This is a genomic window from Roseixanthobacter psychrophilus (assembly GCF_043195195.1).
Lineage (GTDB): Bacteria > Pseudomonadota > Alphaproteobacteria > Rhizobiales > Xanthobacteraceae > NCEH01.
On record NZ_JBAFWT010000004.1, the window covers coordinates 1 to 22,360 of the forward strand.

General features: G+C 67.0%; 21 protein-coding genes and 1 pseudogene. 11 read left to right on the forward strand and 11 right to left on the reverse strand.

Translation table 11 applies throughout. The features are described 5' to 3' along the window. From V5F77_RS05590 to V5F77_RS05610, 5 genes and pseudogenes are all read left to right on the forward strand, one after another. Positions 1-489: pseudogene (locus tag V5F77_RS05590) on the forward strand (ABC transporter substrate-binding protein); the annotation flags it as partial. 163 nt (positions 490-652) lie between these two features. Further along, on the forward strand, positions 653-1,603 hold the full coding sequence (locus V5F77_RS05595) for a carbohydrate ABC transporter permease (protein ID WP_429004349.1): 951 nt from the start codon (positions 653-655) through the stop codon (positions 1,601-1,603). 49 nt (positions 1,604-1,652) lie between these two features. Beyond that, positions 1,653-2,534 (forward strand): carbohydrate ABC transporter permease, encoded by an 882-nt coding sequence (locus V5F77_RS05600; protein ID WP_429004350.1) that lies wholly within the window; start codon positions 1,653-1,655, stop codon positions 2,532-2,534. 3 nt (positions 2,535-2,537) lie between these two features. Further along, complete coding sequence (locus V5F77_RS05605) at positions 2,538-3,419, forward strand: NAD(P)-dependent oxidoreductase (protein ID WP_429004351.1); 882 nt, start codon at positions 2,538-2,540, stop codon at positions 3,417-3,419. Between the two features lie 111 nt (positions 3,420-3,530). Continuing rightward, a complete protein-coding gene (locus V5F77_RS05610; protein WP_429004352.1) occupies positions 3,531-4,037 on the forward strand; it encodes a TIGR00645 family protein in 507 nt (168 codons plus the stop codon). Between the two features lie 165 nt (positions 4,038-4,202). Here V5F77_RS05610 and V5F77_RS05615 read toward each other — a convergent pair whose 3' ends face one another. The 7 genes from V5F77_RS05615 to V5F77_RS05645 form a co-directional block, all read right to left on the reverse strand. Next, the gene (locus tag V5F77_RS05615; RefSeq protein ID WP_429004353.1) at positions 4,203-4,505 is read right to left on the reverse strand and encodes an STAS domain-containing protein; all 303 of its coding nucleotides are present in this window, start codon (positions 4,503-4,505) and stop codon (positions 4,203-4,205) included. Next, positions 4,495-6,129, reverse strand: coding sequence for a Na/Pi symporter (locus tag V5F77_RS05620; protein WP_429004354.1), 1,635 nt, complete (start codon positions 6,127-6,129; stop codon positions 4,495-4,497). Before V5F77_RS05620 ends, V5F77_RS05615 begins: the two co-directional genes overlap by 11 nt. Before the next feature lie 28 nt (positions 6,130-6,157). Further along, positions 6,158-6,610 carry an ATP-binding protein gene (locus tag V5F77_RS05625; protein WP_429004355.1) on the reverse strand — a complete coding sequence of 151 codons (453 nt, stop codon included), beginning with the start codon at positions 6,608-6,610 and terminating at the stop codon, positions 6,158-6,160. 64 nt (positions 6,611-6,674) lie between these two features. Beyond that, complete coding sequence (locus V5F77_RS05630; RefSeq protein ID WP_429004356.1) at positions 6,675-7,358, reverse strand: hypothetical protein; 684 nt, start codon at positions 7,356-7,358, stop codon at positions 6,675-6,677. Further along, entirely contained in the window at positions 7,355-8,365 is a 1,011-nt protein-coding gene (locus V5F77_RS05635) for an ABC transporter substrate-binding protein (protein WP_429004357.1), read from the reverse strand. Before V5F77_RS05635 ends, V5F77_RS05630 begins: the two co-directional genes overlap by 4 nt. Then, a complete protein-coding gene (locus tag V5F77_RS05640; protein ID WP_429004358.1) occupies positions 8,365-10,356 on the reverse strand; it encodes an MFS transporter in 1,992 nt (663 codons plus the stop codon). Before V5F77_RS05640 ends, V5F77_RS05635 begins: the two co-directional genes overlap by 1 nt. After that, the gene (locus V5F77_RS05645; protein ID WP_429004359.1) at positions 10,353-11,000 is read right to left on the reverse strand and encodes a hypothetical protein; all 648 of its coding nucleotides are present in this window, start codon (positions 10,998-11,000) and stop codon (positions 10,353-10,355) included. The genes V5F77_RS05640 and V5F77_RS05645 overlap by 4 nt, the downstream gene beginning before the upstream one ends. Before the next feature lie 156 nt (positions 11,001-11,156). Between V5F77_RS05645 and V5F77_RS05650 the strand changes: the two genes are divergently transcribed. From V5F77_RS05650 to V5F77_RS05665, 4 genes are all read left to right on the forward strand, one after another. Continuing rightward, positions 11,157-11,903 carry a hypothetical protein gene (locus tag V5F77_RS05650; RefSeq protein ID WP_429004360.1) on the forward strand — a complete coding sequence of 249 codons (747 nt, stop codon included), beginning with the start codon at positions 11,157-11,159 and terminating at the stop codon, positions 11,901-11,903. Further along, complete coding sequence (locus V5F77_RS05655) at positions 11,893-12,723, forward strand: hypothetical protein (RefSeq protein WP_429004361.1); 831 nt, start codon at positions 11,893-11,895, stop codon at positions 12,721-12,723. Before V5F77_RS05650 ends, V5F77_RS05655 begins: the two co-directional genes overlap by 11 nt. After that, the gene (locus tag V5F77_RS05660) at positions 12,723-14,771 is read left to right on the forward strand and encodes a SpoIIE family protein phosphatase (protein WP_429004362.1); all 2,049 of its coding nucleotides are present in this window, start codon (positions 12,723-12,725) and stop codon (positions 14,769-14,771) included. Before V5F77_RS05655 ends, V5F77_RS05660 begins: the two co-directional genes overlap by 1 nt. 65 nt (positions 14,772-14,836) lie before the next feature. Next, a complete protein-coding gene (locus V5F77_RS05665; protein ID WP_429004363.1) occupies positions 14,837-16,078 on the forward strand; it encodes an MFS transporter in 1,242 nt (413 codons plus the stop codon). On the opposite strand, the gene V5F77_RS05670 is transcribed toward V5F77_RS05665, so the two are convergent. The 3 genes from V5F77_RS05670 to V5F77_RS05680 form a co-directional block, all read right to left on the reverse strand. Continuing rightward, positions 16,079-17,536: an FAD-binding oxidoreductase gene (locus V5F77_RS05670; protein WP_429004364.1), complete on the reverse strand. Its 1,458-nt coding sequence runs from the start codon at positions 17,534-17,536 to the stop codon at positions 16,079-16,081. A 91-nt stretch (positions 17,537-17,627) separates the two neighbouring features. After that, positions 17,628-18,185 carry an LmrA/YxaF family transcription factor gene (locus tag V5F77_RS05675; RefSeq protein WP_429004365.1) on the reverse strand — a complete coding sequence of 186 codons (558 nt, stop codon included), beginning with the start codon at positions 18,183-18,185 and terminating at the stop codon, positions 17,628-17,630. Next, entirely contained in the window at positions 18,185-18,664 is a 480-nt protein-coding gene (locus V5F77_RS05680; RefSeq protein WP_429004366.1) for a nuclear transport factor 2 family protein, read from the reverse strand. The genes V5F77_RS05675 and V5F77_RS05680 overlap by 1 nt, the downstream gene beginning before the upstream one ends. Positions 18,665-18,841: 177 nt before the next feature. On the opposite strand from V5F77_RS05680, the gene V5F77_RS05685 reads away from it, so the two are divergent. Beyond that, positions 18,842-19,300 carry a MarR family winged helix-turn-helix transcriptional regulator gene (locus tag V5F77_RS05685; protein WP_429004367.1) on the forward strand — a complete coding sequence of 153 codons (459 nt, stop codon included), beginning with the start codon at positions 18,842-18,844 and terminating at the stop codon, positions 19,298-19,300. A 31-nt stretch (positions 19,301-19,331) separates the two neighbouring features. On the opposite strand, the gene V5F77_RS05690 is transcribed toward V5F77_RS05685, so the two are convergent. Next, the gene (locus V5F77_RS05690) at positions 19,332-21,734 is read right to left on the reverse strand and encodes a transketolase (protein ID WP_429004368.1); all 2,403 of its coding nucleotides are present in this window, start codon (positions 21,732-21,734) and stop codon (positions 19,332-19,334) included. Positions 21,735-21,877: 143 nt separating this feature from the next. On the opposite strand from V5F77_RS05690, the gene V5F77_RS05695 reads away from it, so the two are divergent. After that, a complete protein-coding gene (locus tag V5F77_RS05695) occupies positions 21,878-22,342 on the forward strand; it encodes an Lrp/AsnC family transcriptional regulator (RefSeq protein ID WP_429004369.1) in 465 nt (154 codons plus the stop codon). Positions 22,343-22,360 lie beyond the last annotated feature (18 nt).

Below are 22,360 nucleotides of genomic sequence, written 5' to 3' on the forward strand. Positions count from 1 at the left end.
GCCAACGGCGTGTCGCTCTATTACGCAGCGAAGAACGACCCCAAGCTCGCCGACATGGCCGCGGACATCAAGACCACCAACATGCCGGTCGGCCCCGGCGGCGTGGCGGAGCTGACGCAGACCACCTCGGCCTGCATCTTCAAATATTCCAAGTTCCCGCAGGCGGCCCAGGCCTACATGGCCTTCATGTTCGACGCGCCGCAGATGAACGCCTGGATCCAGGGCGCCAGCGCCTATTGCTGCCAGACGCTCAAGGCGTTTGCGAGCAATCCGGTGTGGACCTCCGATCCCAACCACGCGCCTTATGCGAAGGCCTCCGAACTGCTGCGCCCGAACGGCTATGCCGGCCCGCTCGGCCCACACTCGGCCGCGGCGATGGCCGACTGGATCGTGGTGGACATGGTGGCCGAAGCCGCCACCGGCCAGCGCACGCCCGAAGAAGCCGCCAAGCGGGCGGAAACCCGAGCCAACCGCATCTATCGCAGGTGATCGGCCCCGCGCCGCCGGCTCCGTTCGGGCCGGCGGCGCGGGAATAGCCGGCAAGGCCTTCCGCGACGCCCGAAGCCGGTCCTCCCCTTCCTCTCCCGCACGCGGGAGAGCGTTTTCAGGGCCAGCCCACACGTGCTTTTGCGGGTTCAGGGAGAGCGAGTTCATGACTGAAGTGTCGGCGCGAGCTGCGCCCGGGTTCAATTTGCGGTCTTGGTGGGCGGGCATAGGCCAGGGCCGGCATGTGCTGGGCCTGCTGTTCCTGCTGCCGGCCGCCGCGTTCCTGATTTTCTTCCTGACCTATCCGCTCGGCCTCGGCGTATGGCTCGGCTTCACCGATACACGCATCGGCCGGGACGGCGTGTTCATCGGCCTTGAGAATTATGAATCGCTGTGGGGCGACAGCATCTTCTGGCTCTCGGTCTTCAATACTCTGATCTACACCGTCGGCGCCTCGATCCTGAAGTTCGCGCTCGGCCTGTGGCTCGCCTTGCTGCTGAACGAGAATCTGCCGTTCAAGAGCTTCTTCCGCGCCATCGTGCTGCTGCCTTGGGTGGTGCCCACCGTGCTCTCGGCGATCGCCTTCTGGTGGATCTTCGACGCGCAATTCTCGGTCATCTCCTGGGCGCTCATGCGGCTCGGGCTGATTTCCACCAACATCAATTTCCTCGGCGATACCACGAATGCCCGCATGTCGGTGATCGCGGCCAATGTCTGGCGCGGCATTCCCTTCGTCGCGATCTCGCTGCTCGCGGGGCTCCAGACCATTCCCGCGTCCCTGCACGAGGCGGCGACGCTGGACGGGGCGAGCGGCTGGCAGCGCTTCCGCTACATCACGCTGCCCATGCTCTCGCCGATCATCGCGGTGGTGATGACGTTTTCGGTGCTGTTCACCTTCACCGATTTCCAGCTGATCTATGTGCTCACCCGCGGCGGGCCGCTGAACGCGACCCACCTCATGGCGACGCTGTCGTTCCAGCGTGCCATTCCCGGCGGGCAATTGGGCGAGGGCGCGGCCATCGCGGTGGCGATGATCCCGTTCCTGCTCTCCGCCATCCTGTTCAGCTTTTTCGGGCTGCAACGCCGCAAGTGGCAGCAGGGCGGGGGGGATTCATGATCATGACCTGCCCCGTCCCCTTTTCTCCTGCCCGCGCGGAGTGCCGGCCATGACCGATCAAGGCGTCACCGACAATTCCACCGGCATGAGCTATCTCGACAGCCTGCCCAAGCGCCTCATCACCGTGATGCTGCCGCTGCTGGTGTTCGTGTTCGTGCTGCTGTTCCCGTTCTATTGGATGGCGCTGACTGCCATCAAGCCGAACTGGCAGCTCACCGACTACACCAATTACTCCCCGCTCTGGGTGTGGGAGCCGACGCTCGATCACATCAAATACCTGCTGTTCGAGACCTCCTATCCCGGCTGGCTCTGGAACACGATCCTGGTGTCGGTGTGCGCGACCGCGATCTCGCTGGTGGCCTCGGTGTTCGCCGCCTATGCCATCGAGCGCATGCGCTTCCATGGCTCGCGCTGGGTCGGGCTCGGCATCTTCATGGCCTATCTGGTGCCGCCGTCGATCCTGTTCATCCCGCTGGCGCTGATGGTGTTCCACCTCGGCATCTATGACAGCAAGCTGGCGCTGATCCTCACCTATCCGACCTTCCTGATCCCGTTCTCCACCTGGCTGCTGATGGGCTATTTCCGCTCCATCCCCTACGAGTTGGAGGAGTGCGCGCTGATGGACGGCGCCTCGCGCTGGCAGATCCTGACCAAGGTGCTGCTGCCGCTCTCCGTGCCGGGCCTGATCTCGGCCGGCATCTTCTCCTTCACCCTGTCGTGGAACGAGTTCATTTACGCCCTCACCTTCATTCAGTCTTCGGAGAACAAGACCGTGCCGGTGGGGGTGCTGACCGAGCTTGTGCGGTCGGACGTCTACGAATGGGGGGCGCTGATGGCAGGTGCGCTCATCGGCTCACTGCCGGTCGTGATCCTCTATTCGTTCTTCGTGGACTATTACGTCTCGTCCATGACCGGCGCGGTGAAGGAATAAGACATGCGGATCGGATTTGTCGGGCTTGGCGCCATGGGCTTGCCCATGGCCCAGCATCTGGTTGCCGCAGGACATGAGGTGGCCGGCTTCGATCTCAACGCAGCGGCGCTTTCGACCTTTGCTGCCGATGGCGGCCGGGTGGCCGCCTCCCCCGCCGATGCGGCGAAAGGCGCCGAGCTTCTGGTGCTGATGGTGGTGAACGCCGACCAGGCCGAGCAGGTGCTGTTCGAGGCCGGCGCGGCGGACGCGCTGGCGGCGGACGGGGCGGTGATCTTGTGCTCCACCTGTTCCCCGCCGCGCGTGCAAGCCATGGCGACGCGCCTCGCCCTGTCGCAGAGGGGCCTCGTGGATGCGCCGGTCTCCGGCGGTGTGGTGGGCGCGCAGAGCGGCGCCCTGACCGTCATGGCCAGTGCTCCCGATCCGCTCTACGCCCGCACCGAGGAGGTGCTGCGGACCATGGGCAGCCGCCTGTTCCGGGTCGGCGACGCGCCGGGGCAGGGCGCCATGGTGAAGACCATCAACCAGCTTCTGTGCGGCGTGCATATCGCCACCGCCGCCGAAGCCCTGTCGCTGGCCGAGCGCGCCGGGCTGGACCTGCCGCAATTGCTGGAGATCTTCGGCGAGAGCGCGGCATCAAGCTGGATGCTCAACAATCGCGGTCCCCGCATGGCGGCCGACGACGGGAAGGTGACCAGCGCGGTGGACATCTTCGTGAAGGACCTCGGCATCGTGCTGGAGGCTGGCCGGGGGGCCAAGGCGCCGACGCCGCTGGCCGCGCTGGCCCAGCAGATGTTCCTCGCTGCCTCCGCCCAGGGCCTGGGCCGCGCCGACGACAGCCAGGTGATCGAGGCCTATCGTGGCCTTGTCTCCTCCCGCCGCGACTGAATTCGCGGCGGTGCGCCGCCGCCTTCAGCGCTGCCCGAGCGGAAACCCTTGCCCTGCGTCGTGCCGCGTGGCACCCATGCTGCGATGCGACGAAGCCGGGACGGGTTGATCATGCTGGAGCGGGGCCTCGAAAGCATTCTTTTCCGCAGCCGGTGGCTGATGGCGCCGTTCTATCTCGGCCTTGTGGTCGCGCTGCTGGTGCTGCTGTTCAAGTTCGGCCATGAGCTGCTGCATTTCGTGCTGCACGCCCTGGAGGCCACGGAATCGGATACCATCCTCGGCATCCTGACCCTGGTGGATCTCACCTTCACCGGCAATCTGGTGCTGATCGTGATCTTCTCGGGCTATGAGAACTTCGTCTCGAAGATCGACCCCAACGGCCATCCCGACTGGCCGGACTGGATGACGCGCGTTGATTTCAGCGGGCTGAAGCAGAAGCTGCTGGCCTCCATCGTCGCCATCTCGGCGATCCAGCTTCTGAAATCCTTCATGAATCTCGAAGCCGGCATGGATACGACGAACCTGATGTGGCTGGTCATCATCCATGTGGTGTTCGTCGGGTCGAGCTTGGTGCTGGCGTTTTCCGACAATATCGGGGCCGGCGGAGCCAAGCACTGAAGCACGGAGAGCGCCGGCTCGAGAAAGTTCCGACCAAATCTCGCAGCAGGCTGGTCGGGAAAACGTTCTTTTCACTTAAGTTTAGAGGCGGGTTCACCGATCAGATTGGTTCAATCTGATCGGATCCGGCGCCAGGGCGCCCGCCAGGCTCAGTCGGTCTTGACCTCAGCTGATCTCGAACAGGGTCGAGAAGCCCGAGATATCGAACACTTCCCGGATCTGCGGCTGAAGCGACTTGAGCGAAAGCTTGCGCTTGGCGGTGCGCATCGCCTTGCCGGCCACCAGAAGGGCGCGAAGGCCCGAGGATGAAACATAGACCACGCCGGCCAGGTCCACGACGATCCCGCCACCGGTGGTGTTCACCACGTCCAGCAGGCTTGCCTCGAACGGCTTGGCGTTCGGCGTGTCGAGCCGGCCGACCACTTTCAGCAGAACGTCTTCGCCGGTTTGTTCCCGCTCAATCTGCATGAGCCACTTCCAGGTTCGCTGTTTTGGGTGCTGCTGCGGACTTATCGCCATTCGCATCCGGGCGCAACGCCACTGCGAGCCGCCGCACCAGCCATACGGCGCGCTCGAACATCGAGGTTGCCAGCAGCAGCTTGCGTGCGTCCTCGCCCGAACCCAGGCTCGAAGCGGCAAGGGCGCGGCGAATGCGGTCCAGCAGGTCGCTGCGGTCCGCCGTCAGAGCGATCAATATATCGAAATCCTCGCCGCTGCCGTCGCGCGCGTCCACCAGAGACAGCACGATGGTCCGCAGCGCCTCCGAGAGGTTGAAGGCGAGCGGCGGCACATCCTTGAACTCTTCCACCACGTCGGAGAATTCGTGCAGCGTGTCCTGCAGGAATTTCACAATGTCGAGTTGTTCTTGAATATGGAGCGCAAGGTCGAGATCCTCGCGGCCAAGACGGCGCTCGATCACCCGCACGACGAACTGTCCGGTTGTGGCGGCGATGCTGGTCGATCCGTGCCACAGGACAGAACGCTCCTTGGCGGCACCGGCGGTGCGCTGGTCAAGGTCGGGCAGCAGGTCGGGAAGAAGGCTTACCAGCCGGTCGGTTTCGCGGGCGGCGAGGTCGAGAGCGGTGGAGGGATCGCGGATCGCCGAATCGTGGATGAAATGCGGGCGTGAGACGCGGTCCTCCACGGAGGCCGGGCTAAGGGCGACCGCGATCTTTTCGCTAAGCCCGCGCAGCCCCGTCACCACCAGACCGCCGCTGACCTGCAGGGCAAGGAAAAGCAGGGAGATGGAGAGGGCAGGCTCCCCCCCGCCGAGACGCGCCAGGATCGCGGGGCTGTCCCATCCGGCGAGATTGGCGGCCTGCCACACCGCAAACACGATGATGCAGCCGACGCCCTTCACCAGGATATGGACGAAGCACAATTGCTTGCCGATGCCGACGAGGCCGCCGGAGGTCAGGAGGGTCGCGATGCCGGAGCCGAAATTGGCGCCGAGGATGAGATAGAAGGCATCCTCCAGGCCCAGCATGTGTGCATGCGTGGCGGCGACGGCCAGAATGGTTGCGGTGGAGGCGGACTGGGTGATGACCGCCACGACGAAGCCCAATGCGAGCCCGAGGAGCGGCGTGATGCCATTGGAGAACGCTGCGGCCGCCTCGGCGACGTCGATGCCCTTGGGGGCCGACTTGATGAAGTCGAGCCCGAGGAACAAAAGCGCGAGGCCGAGGGTCACGCCCATCCAGTCGCGCCAGCTCGGCCGCCGGTCGAGGCGCAGCTGGTAGGTCATGCCCACCAGAGCGATCAGGAACAGCACCGCGATGCGCATGTCGATGGAGGCGATGAACACCAAAGCGGAGGTACCGACATTGGCGCCGGCGACCACCGGGATGGCGTCACGGGTGGTGAACACGCCGCCGCGCACCAGATTGCCCGCGATCAGCGTGACGGCATTGGAGGATTGCGCCCCCGCACCCGCGAACGCACCGCAGAAGAAGCCGGAGATCGAGGAGCGCGTTGCCGCCTTCAGCATGGTGCGCACCCGCCGGCCCATGGCCTGCTGAAGATGGACGCTCATGAGCTTCAGGCCGATGAACAGCAGTCCGAGGCCGGCGAGCAGCCCTGCCAGGATCAGCATTTGCGCACTTTTCGAGAGGAGGCCATGGTCAGGCGGTCTTCGGCTTGGTCACGAGGACAAGGTGGTTTTCGCCGCCTTCGCGGGCATAGGTCAGGCTCTCCAGGAAGTGCCGCATCAATTGCACCCCGTGGCCGCCGATCTTGGCATCCTCGACGCTCTCGGGAATATCCGGAGCGGCGACATTGGTGGGATCGAAGGGAATGCCGTTGTCGACGATCCGAACGCCCAGGCGACCCCCGTCCAGGTGAAGAAAATCTAGTCGGATCATGGCAGGCTCGGACAGGCCGGCGAAGGCGTAGGAGATGACGTTGGCGAGGGCTTCCTCGACGCTCAGCTCCAGCCCGAACTGGAGCGGCGCCGGCCACTCCTCCGCCTCCGCGATGCCGCCGAGCCATTCGGTCGCAGTGGCGATGGCATCGATGTTCGCATCAATGCGGAGCGAGCCGCGGATCTGCGCGTCCGTGGGCAGGGAGTTGCTCATGGCTTGCCGCCGGGCGGCTTCCGAAAGGAGGGGGAGGGGCGCGTGGCCGAGGAACGCCCGGGCATCATGTCAATCTCGGCTGCGGCGGCGCGAACAGGATTCCCGGTGCGCCGCAGGCGAGGCGCGTCCGGGCGAAGCCGTGCCAGCCTTTCGCAAACAGCTCTTCCTGCAGCGGCAGGTTGGCAGGATCGACGGTCACCGCATGGGCCGGGTCGTAGGTGGCCCCGTCACGCACCATCATGTAGCGCAGATAGCCGCCATAGCGCTGCACCACGCCATGGATGGGAAACCCCTCGGCCAGCAGGCTCGCCCAGCTTGGCGTGTTCACCGGCGCGGCGGTGGAGAACAAAGCCATGTCGGGCGGCGCCATCGCGACCCGGGCGGCGATGGTGATGCGCTGCAGGCCGCGGCCGCGGAACGCGGGGGCCACCGAGGCACCCGCGAGGCGGCCGACGGACGCACCCGGCGCGAGGCCCAGTTCCGGCCGCGGATCATCGGCGGGGGAATGGTCGTGCTGGAGAATGCCATAGGCGATCAGGCGGCCTTCAAACGCGCCGATCACCCGGCCCCGGCCGTTGAGAATGCTGGCGAAATAGGCACGCGATTCCGGCTTGACGATATCGGGCCGCACCACCGGGCCAACCGCCAGCCGGTGCAGGATTTCGATATCGTCCAGATCCTCCGGGCCCAGTTCGCGCCAGCCGATACTGTCGTCGAGAGGCCGCGCTGCCGAAGAACCGGCCATCATGTGAGCACTTCCGCATAATTCAGCATGACGATGGGGGGGAATACGCCCAGCTTCTTCGCCACGTTCATGTTGATGATCAAGGCGAACCGCTTCAGCGTCTCGATCGGAATATCCTTAGGCGCCTTTTTCTGCACCAATATGTCGATCGCCTTGGATGCGGCGAGCTGTCCCACCGAATAATACCGACTGACCAGGCCGACAAGCCCATCGCCCTCCCGCAGGAAGAATTCCGTCGAGCCGAACGTCGGCAAGCCGACGTCGATGGCCACGGGGGCGATGCGGTTGAAGATGGTCGCGAGGAAGGTGTCCGGGGGCAGGTACAGCCAGTCCACGCCCTGGGCGCGCATGTTGCGGACGAAATCCTCCACGCCGTCGCCGGTGGGGCGGGTGCCCTTCATGGTCAGCGGCTGGGTGATCAGAGTCGCGCCGATGCTGTCGCAGAACGCCTTCATCTCCCGTACGATGACCAGCGAATTGCTCTCGTTCGGGGAGTAGATGACGCCGACCTTGGAGAAGGATTTGTAGGTCTGCATGGCGCGCATCTGCACGTCGGTGGGCACCACGTGTACGGCGCCGGTGACGTTGCGGCCGGAGGAGGCGACCGAGGGCGCGATCTTCACCTGCACCGGCGCGGCCACCAAGGCGAACACGACCGGGATGTCGCGCACGAACGGCGCATCCGCCGGCGCGTCGTAAGGCCCGGCGACGGCGAGCGTGTTGGGTGTGCCGTAGGTATAGATCAGGTCGGGCTTGAAGGTTGGAAGTACCTCCGCGAGGATCGGCTTGACCCTGGTGGCATCGCGCTCCACGTCGCGGGTGAGGAAATCGGCCTGCACCCCGGCGGCTTCGAAGAAATAGCGAAACCCGCGTTCCACATCGGTATCGCCGCGAAATGTCAGCATGAGGATCCGGAACGGACGGTCCTGCGCGTGGGCGGGCGCGGCAGCGCCCATCGCCCCGAGTGCGCCTGCACCCAGGCCGAGGGAGAGAACGGAGCGCCGATCCATCACAGCGGGGTTCCTTCTGGTGAGACGTCGGGCCCGTGGGCGACCTCGGTCGGAGTGGCGGTTGCCTGCCGCCCAGATAGCGCGAAGGCGAGGGCTCCCGCCACAACCATTATACCGATCGAGGCGGTTGCCGCGGCAAATCCGATCGCTGCCAGCAGCAGGCCGGCGGCCGCCGGTCCTGTGGCGTTGCCCGACCGCTCGATCAGCCGGAACAGGCCGAGCACGCCGGCCGAGCTGCCGCCCGGCACATGACGGGCGCTGTCGGCGACCAGGGCCGACTGGGGTGCGATCGACATGGATTGGCCGATGCCGAGCAGGGCCAGTACCAGGGCGATCAGCAGCGGTGAGGTTCCAAGGGTGAGCAGAAGGGCGCCGCCGCCGGCGATCAGCCCGCCTGCGATGACGAAGCCGGAGCGGGCGTTCATGCGTTCCGCGAGTGCGGCGAACAGCGGCACCGCCACCACCATGAGGATGGGATAGATCATCTGCAGCCGGCCGATGGCGGCGGCGCTATAGCCTTCGCGCTGCAATTCCACCGGGACAAGATAGAAGCACACCGCCACCAACAGGAATTTCGCCGGCAGCGCGCAGCCGAACAGCAGCGCCGCGAGGCGGGGCGCCTTAAGGGCTGCGGCGAGGTCGGACACGCCGACCCCCACGCTGCCGCGCCGCGGCTGCGAACGGGGAAGCGAGAAGAAGGCCACCACCAGCGCCGTCAGGGCGAGGCCGGCGGAAACCAGGAACGCGGCCTGCCCGCCCAGCCGGTCGGCGATTACGCCGCCGATCGGCGGCCCGCACAGGCCGGCCACCATGATCGCCTTGACGAAGACGGCGAGGCCGGCGGTGCGCTCGCTGGGGCGCGATTGGTCGATGACATGGCCCTGCGCCGAAACGAAGACCAGGGCATAGCCGACGGCCGAGGCGAAGCGGGTGGCGAGGAACAGCCAATAATCGGCGGTGAGACCAGAGGCGCAATAGCCGAGGGCGGCAATCAACGCGCCCAGCATGAAGCTGGCGCGCCGGCCCATGCGCTCGGAGGCGACGGCAAACGGCAATTGGCACAGCGCCACTCCGGCCATGAACACCACGATCGGCAGGCTCATGGCGACGTCGAGGCTGAAGGGGAGTTTTGCCGGCACCAGACCTTGCACCAGCCGGGGCAGGAACGGGCGGGTGAGTTCCTCCGCCAGCATGAACAGGAACAGGGCGGGCCGCACGATGGTCGCGGCATGGTTCTCGCCGGCATGAACGGTGCCGAGGCCGGTGCGCGTCTCTACTTCGGCCAGGGCGGCCAGGGCGGCGGCATCGCCCTTGCGCTCGGCCGTGGCGCGCACGGCGCGGTGGGCGGCATTCACCTCTTCCACATGGGCATCGATGGGTGCGATCAGCGGCAGCGTTGCGGCGTCGTCCTTGGCGTGCTGGGCGAGGCGGCCCTTGGCCAGCGCGCGAATGCGCGCTTCCAGCGCGGCCAGCGCCTCGACGCCGCTGGTGCCCACCACCAGGGCCACCAGTTCGAGCGCCACCAGCAGCGAGACGATGCCGATGAATGCCACATCCACCAGCACGGCGCTGACCTGCGCCGAGACGACGCTGCTGTCGATGGCGATGGCGATGGTTGCCAGCGGGGCGCCGCTGCGCGTGGTGACCGCGGAATAGATGACCGGCGTATCGGCCGGCAGGTCCGCCTCGCCGGATTGGGCGAGCACCGCGCCGAAACTGTTGGTCAGGCGGATCCGGGCCAGTTCCGCGTTACTGGCCCGCAATTCGTCGAAATAATCGGTCACGCCCACCAGCCGCTCCAGCGGAATGCCCGCCTGCACGGCATTTTCAACCAAAGCGGCGGCCGAGCGCCCCACGGACTGCGCCTTGGCGGAGATGGCGGGCACGATGGTGCGCTCCGCCGTCTGGCCGGCGGCCCAGCCGATCACGGCCAGCGCGGCGCACAGGATGAAGGCGATGGCGAGAGAGATGCCTGCGCGCAAGCCGATCATTGGCGAGCGGGCTCCGTACGGACGCTGGCGTGGGTCGCCTTTACGCTGGCGAGGGCGGAGCGCGCGGCGGGCGGCCATTTGTTCGGCTCGGCAGCGCGGCGCGCGGCGCGCTGGAGGTCGGCGGCCAAGAGGATGCCGATGGCGATCGTGGCAAGCGCGGCGCCGATCAGCGTCGGCAATGCGATCATGCCAAGGTCTTCGGCCAGGGCCTTGTCGCCGGCCTCGATCGCCGCCGCCTCATAGCGCACGACGACCCGGCCGATCTTCGCCGCAAGATCATTCTCGATCCGCGTGCCGACGGCGTGCGGCAATGGGCCCGCGGGGCTGCCGGCACGGCCCTGCGCGCTGCTGAACAGCACGGTGTCGTGGTCGTCCAGGATATCGATGGATTGAACATCCGGATCGAGCCGGGCCTCGCGCCGCACCAGATCCTCCAGGGTGGACTGGGCCGGCAGGGCGATGCCGAGGCTGGCGGCGAACTGGGCGGTGGTGGCTATGCGGTCGGCGGTGATGGCAAAACGCGCCTCCACGGCGTTGCGATGCGCGTTTTGCAGGGTGACATACGAAAAGTATGCGCCGAACGCCACGCAAGCAGCGGCGATCATCGCGAACAGCGCGATCAAGCCCATGGTGGTTCGGATCATTTGTGCAGTCCCGCGAAGCCTTTGCACTCTGTCAGGGCCCGCTGGCGAAGGGAAGACCCTTCATCCATGAGCTTTTTTCGGAGCGATGCAGTTTAGGTCTGGTTTGAAGCGGCCTGGGCGGCTAACGTCCGCCGTCCCTAGCCATAAGCATTTTTCATGTCGTTCGTCAGCCGCCTTGTATTGGTTGTGATTCTTTCGGTGCTGCTGACCATCGCGGCGGTAGCTGCAGGCGCTTTCCTTGCCGGCGAACGGGTCAATGGCGAGATCGAGGAAGCCCGTGTCTCGCGCCTGATCGGCGCATTGCGCAGCACGACCGAGGCGAACCTGTCCATCGGACTCGCTTTGGACCAGATTTCCCCTCTGCAATCGCGAATCGAGCGCGAGAAGGCTAGCGATTCGTCAGTCCTGGCGATCGACATCTTCAATGCGAGCGGAAAATCCGTATACAGCACCGATCGCGGGGTGGTCGGCGAAAATGTCACGTCAGGCTGGGTGGACAATCTGAAGAAGGACGGCACCTGGCAAACCGTCACGCGCGGCGAGAGCGTGTTCGGCACGCGGTTCGAGGACGACCTCGGCCTGGCCGGCGGCATTGCCGTGATCGTCTCCGACAGCGCGCGCCGCACGCGTGGCGATGCGCTGCATCTCGATCTGATCCAGCGCACGTCCACCTTGGCCCTCGGCGCCGTGGTGCTCGCGGTGCTGGCGGCCTTCGGCTTCGCCTACGCCGTGACCCGCCCGTTCGACCGGGTGGCGCGGGTGCTGCGCGGGGAGAGGGTGGAAACGACGCCAGGGCCCGGGCTGGAATCGCTGGCGGTGCAGACGCACGAGACCTGGACCAAGGCCGAGCAGCGAATCGAGCGTGGCCTGACCCAATTGGGAGCGCTCGACGATGCCCATTGACCCGCCCATGACCCGCCTGCGGGACCGCCTGCGGGTCGGCGTGTTCGTGTTCCTGCTCAGCCTCACGGTCGGCGGCGGCGCCGGCACGCTCATGTTCGACGGCTTCCGGCAGAAGGTGGAGGAAACCGCCAGGCGCGACGCCACCATTATCGGCACATCGGTGGCGCGCGCGCTCGCCTTGCAGTTCGAAAAGGCGGCGCGCTTCGGCATCCCGCTCAAATTGCTGCCCGGCGTCGAGGCTTATCTGTCCGATACGATGGCGCAGACCCCGGGCATCACGCGCATCGTGCTGCGCGGCCCCGACGGGCGCGAGGCGCGCTTCGCGATCGGGCCTGTTCCAGGCGGGGAAACGGTCTCGGTGCCGATCCAGGTCGATACGATCCCGGTCGGCCAGGTGGACGTGACGACCGCCCCGGCCACCCTCAGCACGGCCTTGTCCGTGGTCTATCTGCCGTTGGCCGGCGCGGTCTTCATCTGTGCCCTGATCTCGGGGGTGCTCGGCGCTCTATTTGCCGGCTCGGCGCTGGCGGAGAGCCGCATCCGCCTTGTCGCGCTGCTCACTCGCAACGTCGGTGGCGAACTCGACAGCGGGCCGGGCGGCGCGCGGATGGGACAGGGCGCCATCGCCCGCGCCTATCGCGCGGCCAGCGCGGGCGTTCATCGGGTCGCCGACAAATGGCTCGCCCTGCAGGCCTATGCCGAGGAATTGCTGGCGGTGGACTTCGAGGGCGGGCTCCGCGCGGACGTGGAGCGGATTCGCCGCGAGGCCATGCCGCGCAGCCAGGGTGGGACATCTTCGAAGGTGGGGCGGGGCTCCTGATGCTTCTGCGCACGCGCATCACGCTGATCGTCGCGCTGGGTTTCATCGCCCTGATCGCCACATTCTGGGCCGCCAGCCTGGTGCGCGACCGGCTGGAGGAAGCCCGCACCTCGGAAATCGCCATTGCCGGCCAATCCTCGCTCTGGCGCGAGATCGTGACGGTGCAGGTGGCCGAACTCGACCAACGGCTCGTGCGGATCGTCGAATCGAGCGCGCTGCGCATTGCGCTCGGGCTCAACGACCGCTCGGGCATGCTCGCCGCTTTGTCGGATCTCGGCATCGGGCCGGACACGGCGCTCGGCTTCGAAGTGGTGGCGGCCGACCGCGAGGTCCTGTTCTCGGCGGGCCTCGGCTCGGGGCGTCCAATCCTTGATGCCGGCAGCCTCGATCGGGCTCTCGCGGGCACGCGGATCGGCGGTCTGCGGTCTATCGCCGCGAATCAGATCCTCGTGGTGGCGACCCGCGTCATCTCCCTTCAGGGCATCGGGCAGGTGGTGCTGGTGCTCGGGCGCGACGTCGGCTCCGCCGTGCAGCGCTTTGCCGCCAGCACCCAGTCAGCGGCAACCTTGCTGACCCTACGCGAGCGGATCGCCGCGACCAGCGATGCCGTGCTCTGGGCGCGTGCCGCGCCGGTGATCGCGCCCCGGCAGGCCCACTACGAGCGGATTGATCTCGATGCGCAGACCTTCTCGGTGGTTAGCGTGCCGGTGGAGGATATCAACGGCGGCCTGGTCGGCGGCCTCGTTTCGCTGAAGGACACCACGGCCGCCTGGGCGGCCCAGAGCGCGCTGCGCAGCTGGGCCATCGCCGCCGGCATCGTGCTGCTGCTGATCGGCGTGATCGGCGTGAATGCCTTTCTCTGGTATTCCTTCCGGCCGCTGGAAGATGCCATCGACGTGCTGCAGGCGCTGTCGCGCGGCGACACCTCGGTGACGCTGGAGCGGACCGGCAAGGATGAGATTGGCCGCATCGCCGAGGCGGTCGTCGGCCTGCGCGGCAATGTCCAGGCGCTGGCCGAGAGCCGGCGCCAGCGCGACCGCGTGCGCCGCCGCCAGGAGACGGTGATTTCGCGCGAGCTGAAGGCGCTCGCGGACGCCCTCGACGCCAGCGACCGGGAGGAGGTTCTCGCCCTTCTGCAGTCCGGCGAGCGCCAGGAGCAGGACGACGAGCTGCGTCGGGTGGCGCGGGTGCTGCACGATCTCTCCCGCCGCATCGTCGAACAATATACCCGCCTCTCCGCCATGGTGGTGGAATTGCGCGAGGCCCTCATCACCAAGACCAAGCTGGCCGGCCTCCAGCAGGAGCTGGAGATTGCACGCCAGGTTCAGCTCGCCATTCTGCCCAAGGAATTCTCCCCCGACCCCCGTATCGCCGTGGACGGCAGCATGACTCCGGCGCGCGAGGTCGGCGGCGACTTCTACGATTATTTCCTGATCGACGAATCCACCCTCGGCTTCGTGGTCGCCGACGTCTCGGGCAAGGGCGTGCCGGCGGCGCTGTTCATGGCGATCTCGCGCACCCTGCTGCGCTCCACCGCGCTGTTCGAGCGCTCGCCCGCCGGCTGCGTGCGCCGCCTCAACGATCTGCTGGCGGTGGAAAACGAGCAGATGCTGTTCGTCACCTTGTTCTACGGGGTGCTCGATCTTGAAACCGGACGTCTCACTTTCGTAAATGCGGGCCACAATCTGCCCTACCGCATCAGCCGCGACGGGGCGCTCTCCACCTTGCCGAGCACGGCGGGCATGGCGGTCGCGGTCCTGGAAGGCTTCGTCTATGTCCAGCACGAGATGCAGCTTGCGCCCGGCGACACCTTGTTCCTGTTCACCGACGGCGTGACCGAGGCGTTCGACATCGACGACACGCCCTATGGCGAGGGGCGCCTCGAAGCCCTGCTGTCCGAGGGCGTGACCACGGCCCACGTTCCGGAACTGGCCGAGCGGGTGCTCGCCTCGATTCACACGTTCGAGCGCGGGGCCCCCCAGGCCGACGACATCACCTGCCTGACCCTGCGCTATTTCGGCGGCAGCGGCTCGCGCGCGGTGTACTGACCGGACGCGGCGGCGCCCGGGCAAGGACGAGCCCGCCCTTCAAGAGCGGGCCAGGGAGAGACGCTTTGCATACCACCTTCGAGCCCGGCCGCATCACCCGCGGCGAAGTGGCGACCATCGGCGCCGTCGGTGCGGCGCATTTCGTCAGCCACATCCTTCAATTGGCGCTTGCCCCGCTGTTCCTCGTGATGCGCGACGATCTCGGCGTGTCGTTTACGGAACTCGGCCTCATCCTCTCGCTCTTCTATCTGTTTTCCGGCGCCGGGCAGGTGCTTGCCGGCGTGCTGGTGGACCGCTTCGGGGCCGACCGGCTGCTGTTGTGCGGGATCGTGCTGCAGTCTTCGGCCATGGCCGCCATCGGCGTCGCGCCGAGCTATGCCGCCATACTGCCGCTCGCCATGCTGGCGGGGCTCGGCAACAGCGTCTACCACCCGGCGGACCTGTCCATCCTCAGCCATCGGATCGGCGGCAAGCGGCTCGGCCGCGCGTTCGCGGCGCATGTGATCTTCGGCAATATCGGCTTTGCCCTTTCGCCCATCGTCTCGGGCGGGCTGGCGCTGGTGTACGGATGGCGCATCGCGCTGATCATCCTCGGCATCGGCTGCCTGTGCATCGCGCTGGCGCTGATAGCCAGTCGCGCCGTGCTGCGCACGCCCTCCCACGCGGAGCGCCGCGCCGACCATCCCGGCGGTCCCGCACCGAGCTTCATGCACATCTTGATGACGCCGGTGGTGCTGCTCGCCTTCCTCTATTTCGTCCTGTCGGCCATGTCGCTGGTGGGGGTGCAGAACTTCTCGATCACCGCGTTCCAGGAAGGGTTCGGCGTCTCGGCCGGTATCGCGGCGTTCGCCGTCACCGCCTATCAGATCGGCCAGGCGGTGGGCGTCGCCGCCGGCGGCTGGCTGGCCGACCGCATCACCCGCCACCATGTGGTGGCGATGATCGGCCTCTCGGTCGCAGCCGTGATGTGCGTGCTGCTGGGCTTCGTGGCCTATGGGCCGGCGGCGGCGGTCGGGCTGCTGACGCTGATCGGCGCATCGGTGGGCGTCACCATGCCGTCGCGCGACGTGCTGGTGCGCCGCGCCGCCGCGGCCGGTTCCACGGGCAAGGTGTTCGGCGTGGTCTATTCCGGCTACGACATCGGCGCGCTGATCGGCCCGATAGGGTACGGCATCCTGCTTGACCACCACCTCACCCACACGGTGTTCCTCGCCGCCGCGATTCCCCTCGCGCTCGCCGTGGTCACGGTGGTGGGCGTGAAGGGCAAGGCCCCGCCGAACGCCTCGCCGGCGGCGCCCGCCGCCTGATCAGTTGGCGCCGGGCAGCAGCACCTTGCCGGGATTGAGCAGGCCGGCCGGGTCGATGGCGCGTTTGACGGCGGCCATCACATCCAGGGCGACGGGATCCTTGTAAAGGCGCAATTCCTCGCGCTTGAGCAGGCCGATCCCGTGCTCGGCGGAGATCGAGCCGCCGAGGCCGGCGACGAGGTCGTGCACGAGGCGGTTGAACGCCTCCCATTCGCCGAGAAACTCGCCCTTGTCCATGCCCACCGGCTGGCTGAGGTTGAAATGGATGTTGCCGTCGCCCATGTGGCCGAAGCCGCAGACCCGCACGCCCGGCATGTGGGCTTCGCACAGCCGGCTCGCCTCGGTGTAGAAGGCCGGCACGCGCGACACCGGCACCGAGATGTCGTGTTTGATGGAGCCGCCCTCGAACTTTTGGGCCTCGGGCAGAGTTTCCCGCAGCTTCCAGAGCGCGTCCGCCTGGGCTTCGCTGGCGGCGATGGTGGCGTCCTCGATCTCCCCGGCGTCCATCGCCTGCTCCAGCACCCCTTCGGCGAGGGCGGGCAGATCGTCCACCAGCCGCGTGGAGGTGAGTTCCGCCAGCGCATAATAAGCGTGGCGCTGGCCGAGCGGGCGGAGCGTGCCGGGAATGTGCTTCAGCACCGTCTCGATGCAATAATCGGACAAAAGTTCGAAGCCGGTCAGGCTGTCGCCCGCCACGTCGCGCATGCGGCGGAACAAGGCAAGCGCGGCCTCCACGCTCGGCAGGCCGGCGAAGACGGTGCTGCGCTGGCGCGGGCGCGGGAACAGGCGCAGGGTCGCGGCCGTGATGATGCCGAGGGTGCCTTCCGAGCCAATGAACAGGTCGCGCAGGTCGTAGCCGGTATTGTCCTTGCGCAGGCGCGAGAGCCCGTTCCAGAGCCGCCCGTCCGGCAGCACCACCTCCAGGCCGAGCGTCAATTCCCGCATGTTGCCATAACGCAGAACCGCGACCCCGCCGGCATTGGTGGCGAGATTCCCGCCGATGCGGCAGGTGCCTTCCGACGCGATGGAGAGGGGAAACAGGCAATCCGCCGCCCGCGCCGCTTCCTGCACCGCGTGAAGCGTGCAGCCGGCTTCCACCGTGGCGGTCAAATCGGTCGGGTCGATGTCGCGGATGCGGTCGAGGCGCGCGAGGGAGATCAGGATTTCACCGAACGGCGTCTGGCCGCCGACAACGCCGGTATTGCCGCCCTGCGCCACCAGGGGCAGCCCGGCCTCGGCGCATTGGGCGACGCAGAAGGCCACATCCTCCGCCGTGCCCGGGCGCAGCACCGCAGGCGCCTCGCCCTGGAACAGACCGCGCGTCTCCACGAGATAGGGCGCGGCATCGGGACCGGGGGGCAGCACGTGGCGCGCGCCGATCCGGGTGGAAATCCGCTCCAGGACATCTGCGACACGGTCTGCGGGGAGGTGGCGGGATGGGGGCGCGATGCTCGACATGGCGGCACACTGGAACAGGCGAAGGTCGCGGGCAAGAGGCCGCGGACGAGGGCTTGGGGCCGCTGGTATGCCTCGCGCGCAAGGCGCAGCCTCACACGGCGAGGCGGGTCTTCAGGCGGGCGAGAGCGCGCGTGAAGACGGCGGTGTCGTTGACGGCCCGGGACAGGACCAGGGCACCCTGGATGGAGAGGACCGCGTCCTCCGCCTGGTCTTCCGCTTCCGCCTCGGTGCGTCCGGCGCGCAGCAGGGCCTCGCGCAGCGCGTCGCGCCAGCGCACGAAATAATCGGCCACCGCCAAGGCGAAGCGCTCGCGGGTTTCGCCGAGCGCGAACACGCCGACCACGCACACCCGCAGGCCGGAGCGAAAATAAGCGTCGGTGGAGGCGATCATCCGAGTGATGGCACGGGCGGCGTCGGGATCCTCCCGCAGGGGGCGATAGACCTCATCCTCGAACCAGCGGTCCACATGGGCGAGCACGGCATTGGCCATCTCCTCCTTACCGCCGGGGAAGAAGTGATAGAGGCTGCCTTTGCCGAGCCCGGTGCGGGACTGGATGATGGCCAGGCTCGCGCCCTCGAAGCCGTGTTCGCGGAACACTTCTCCGAGGGCGGGCAGCACATCTTCGCGTTCGTGGACGATCTTCGCCATTACAATCCAAGTTCGCTGAGGCCGGGATAATCGGCCGGACGCGGGCCCTGCGGCCACAGGAATTTGCGCTCGGAGGCGGCGATCTTCACATCATTGATACTGGCCTGGCGCCAGCGCATGAGGCCGTTCGCGTCGAACTCCCAATTCTCATTGCCATAGGCGCGATACCATTGGTCGGCGGCGTCGCGCCACTCGTACTGGAAGCGCACGGCGATGCGGTTCTCGTGGAACGCCCACAATTCCTTGATGAGCCGGTAGTCCTGTTCCTTCTGCCACTTGCGGGTGAGGAATTCGACGATGGCGGGGCGGCCGGAGAAGAATTCGGAGCGGTTCCGCCACACGCTGTCGGGGGTGTAGGCGAGCGAGACGCGGACCGGATCCTGGGAATTCCAGGCATCTTCTGCCCCGCGCGCTTTCTTGGTCGCGGTCTCGAAAGTGAAGGGCGGGAAGGGGGGACGGGGTTCGGGCGCCTCGGACATGACGGTCTCCTGTACTGATTGGATATGTGTGTACCAATCAGTACAGAGATAAGCTGGCGCTGTCAAGCAACGCGGGTGCGCTTCAGCCGGCGCAGTATCGCTTGCCGGTATATCGCGTGCGATCTAAAATCGACCCCGGCCGGCACCCTCAGGATGCCGCTGCCCGAGGGGACCGTCATGGACCAAGACCAACTGAAGCTCGGCGACTTCCTGTGTTTCGCCGTCTATTCCACCGGGCACGCCTTCAATCGCGTCTACAAGCCCATCCTGGATACGCTGGGCATCACCTATCCCCAATATCTCGTGCTGGTTGCTCTGTGGGATCGCGACGGGCAGACGGTGGGCCAGATCGGCGAGAGCCTGTTCCTGGAATCGAGCACGCTCACGCCGCTGCTGAAGCGCCTGGAAAGCGCGGGCCACGTGCGGCGGGAGCGTGATGCGCGCGACGAGCGGCAGGTGCGCATTCATCTCACCGAAAAGGGCCGGGCGCTGCAGGACCAGGCCAAGGACGTGCCGCGCTGCATCTTCGAAGCCACCGGCAAGAGCATCGAGGACCTGATCCGCCTCCAAGGCGAGATCGTGGCCTTGCGCGAGGCGCTCGCCCGCTACGAGGGACAGGCGCCGAAGCACGCCTGAACCCATTCCGACGATATCCCGGACGGCGGCCTCAGCCGAGCGCCTTGAGATGGCGCAACGGTCGGCCCGGTGCTATCGCCTGCGCCGCCGCCGCGATGGCGGCGCTGTCGATGCCATGGGCGCGATAGAGATCGGCGAGGGTGCCGGTCTGGCCGAAATGCTCCACGCCCAGCGCCCGCTGGCGGTGGCCCTGCACCGATCCAAGCCAGGCCAGCGTTGCGGGATGCCCGTCGATCACCGTCACCAGACCGCAATGGCGCGGCAGTGGCGCCAGCAGGCGCTCCACGTGGCTGGTGGCATGGGGCAGCCCGTGTTCGCGCGCCCGCGCCGCCGCCGTCCAGCCGGCATGCAGCCGGTCGGCGGAGGTGACTGCGAGCAGGCCGACGTCGCGCCGGTCCTCGGCGATCAGCCCCACGGCCTCGATGGCTTCCGGCGTCACGGCGCCCTGCACGGCGACCACCACCTCGCAATTGGGGCCGGGCTCGCGCAGCCAATAGGCGCCGTCCACCATGTGGCGCTTCTGCTCATCCGTCAGGGTGCGCTTGGGCTGCTCCAGCGGGCGGGTGGAGAGGCGGAAATAGACCGAGCCGCCGGTCTCGTCGCGCAGCCAGTTGCGCGCGTCGTCCCCGCCCGTGCCGTCGCGCTGCACATAGTCGAAGGCGAAGCCCATCAGCACCGCCAGCTCGTCCACGAAGCACGGCTCGAACGCCACCAGCCCGTCCTGTGCCATGCCGATCAGCGGCGTGGAGATGGACTGGTGCGCCCCGCCTTCCGGCGCCAGCGTCACGCCGGACGGGGTGGCGACCAGGATGAAGCGGGCGTCCTGGTAGCAGGCATAGTTCAGCGCATCGAGCCCGCGGCAGATGAAGGGGTCGTACAGCGTGCCGACCGGGATCAGCCGCGCGCCGAACAGCGAATGGGAGAGCCCGAGCGCGGAGAGCGCCAGGAACAGGTTCATCTCGGCGATGCCCAGCTCCAGATGCTGGCCCTTGGGCGAGAACTCCCAATTGAAGGTGGAGGGGATGCGCTCGCGTTTGAACACGTCGGACAACTCGCGCTCGGCGAACAGGCCGCGCCGGTTCACCCACGGCCCAAGATTGGTGGAGACCGTCACATCCGGCGAGGTGGTGACGATCCGCTCGGCAAGCGCACTGTCGCCGCGCGCCAGTTCCTGCAGGATCAGGCCAAAGCCCGCCTGGGTGGAAAGCGTCGGGTTCGGGGGCGTGGTCAGCGTCGGCACTGGCAAGGCCGGCGCGGTGAAGCGGCGGGTGCCTTCCTGCACGAACGGCACGCTTTTCAGGAACCGCGCGAGCGTCTCCTGCGGCGTGGCGAGACCCTCGAACAGGTCCCATTCATGTCCCGGCCGAATGGATAGGGCGGCCCGCAGAACCTCCATCTGCGCGGTGGTCATCAGGCCGGCGTGATTGTCCTTGTGGCCGGCGAGCGGCAGGCCGAACCCCTTGACCGTGTAGCAGAGGAAGCAGACCGGCCGGTCGTGGTCGATGCTTTCGAACGCGTCGATGATGGTGGGCAGATCGTGGCCACCGAGATTGGTCATGAGGGCGGAAAGCTCCGCATCCGAGCGGCGCGCGATCAGCGCGGAGACTTGGCCCTGGTCGCCGAGATCGTCCAACAGCCGCTTGCGCCAGGAAGCCCCGCCCTGGAAGGTGAGGGCGGAATATTCCGAGTTCGGGCAAGTATCGATCCAGGCCTTCAGGGCTACGCCGCCCGGTTCGCCGAAGGCGGCCTGCTGGAGCGAGCCGTATTTCAGGATCACCACCTGCCAGCCCATGGCCTCGAAAATGCCGACGAAGCGCTCGTACAGCCCCTCGCGCACCACGCCATCCAGGCTCTGGCGGTTGTAATCGACCACCCACCAGGTGTTGCGCACGTCGTGCTTCCAGCCCTCCAGCAGGGCCTCGAATACATTGCCCTCGTCCAGCTCCGCATCGCCGACGAGGGCGATCATCCGCCCTTCCGGACGCTCCGGGGCAAAGCCGTGGGCGCGCACATAATCCTGCGCGATGGAAGCAAACAGCGTCTGCGCCACGCCGAGGCCGACCGAGCCGGTGGAGAAATCCACGTCGTCGATGTCCTTGGTGCGCGAGGGATAGGATTGCGCGCCCTTGAACGCCCGGAAGGCCTCCAGCTTCTCGCGGGTCTGGTTGCCCAGCAGATATTGGATGGCGTGGAACACCGGGCTCGCGTGCGGCTTCACCGCGACCCGGTCCTGCGGCCGCAGGACGCGGAAATAGAGCGCCGTGAGGATGGTGGCGAGCGAGGCCGAGGAGGCCTGGTGGCCGCCCACCTTCAGCCCGTCGGTGTTGGGGCGCAGGTGGTTGGCGTTGTGGATGGTCCAACTGGCGAGCCAGAGCACCTTGCGCTCCAGCTCGGCCAGGATGGCGAGGTCTGTCGCGTCGCGCGCCTGGGTCATGGTCTCGTCTCCTCGGCCGCCGCACCGGCGGTGCCAGGAGTGAAGAGTACGCTTCGACCGGAGGTGATAATCGCCTATTTGAGGCTCACGCGGCTCCATATTTGGCGTATTCTGGCGTCTGCCTACCCTCGCACGCACGAAACATGCGCCCCATGGACCTGCTCGACCGCAAGATCCTGTCCGCCCTCCAGGAAGACGGGCGCATCACCATCGCCGAGCTCGCGGCGCGGGTGGGGCTCTCCTCCTCGCCGTGCCTGCGCCGCGTGCGGCATCTTGAGGAAGAGGGGTTGATCACGCGCTATGTGGCGGTGCTGGACCAGCGGGCGGTGGGCCTGCCGGTGAGCGTGTTCGTCTCGATCAAGCTGGAGCGCCAGAGGGAAGACGCGCTCGACGCGTTCGCCGCCGCCATCCGCCATTGGCCGGAGGTTCTGGAATGCTATCTCATGACCGGCCAGCGCGATTACCTTTTACGGGTGGTGGTGGCCGATCTGGAATCCTATGAACGCTTTCTGAAGCAGAAGCTGACACGGGTCGAAGGCATCGCCTCCATCGAATCGTCCTTCGCCCTGGAACAGGTGAAGTATTCCAACGTCCTGCCATTGGTCTGACTGAAAAGGGAACGTGCA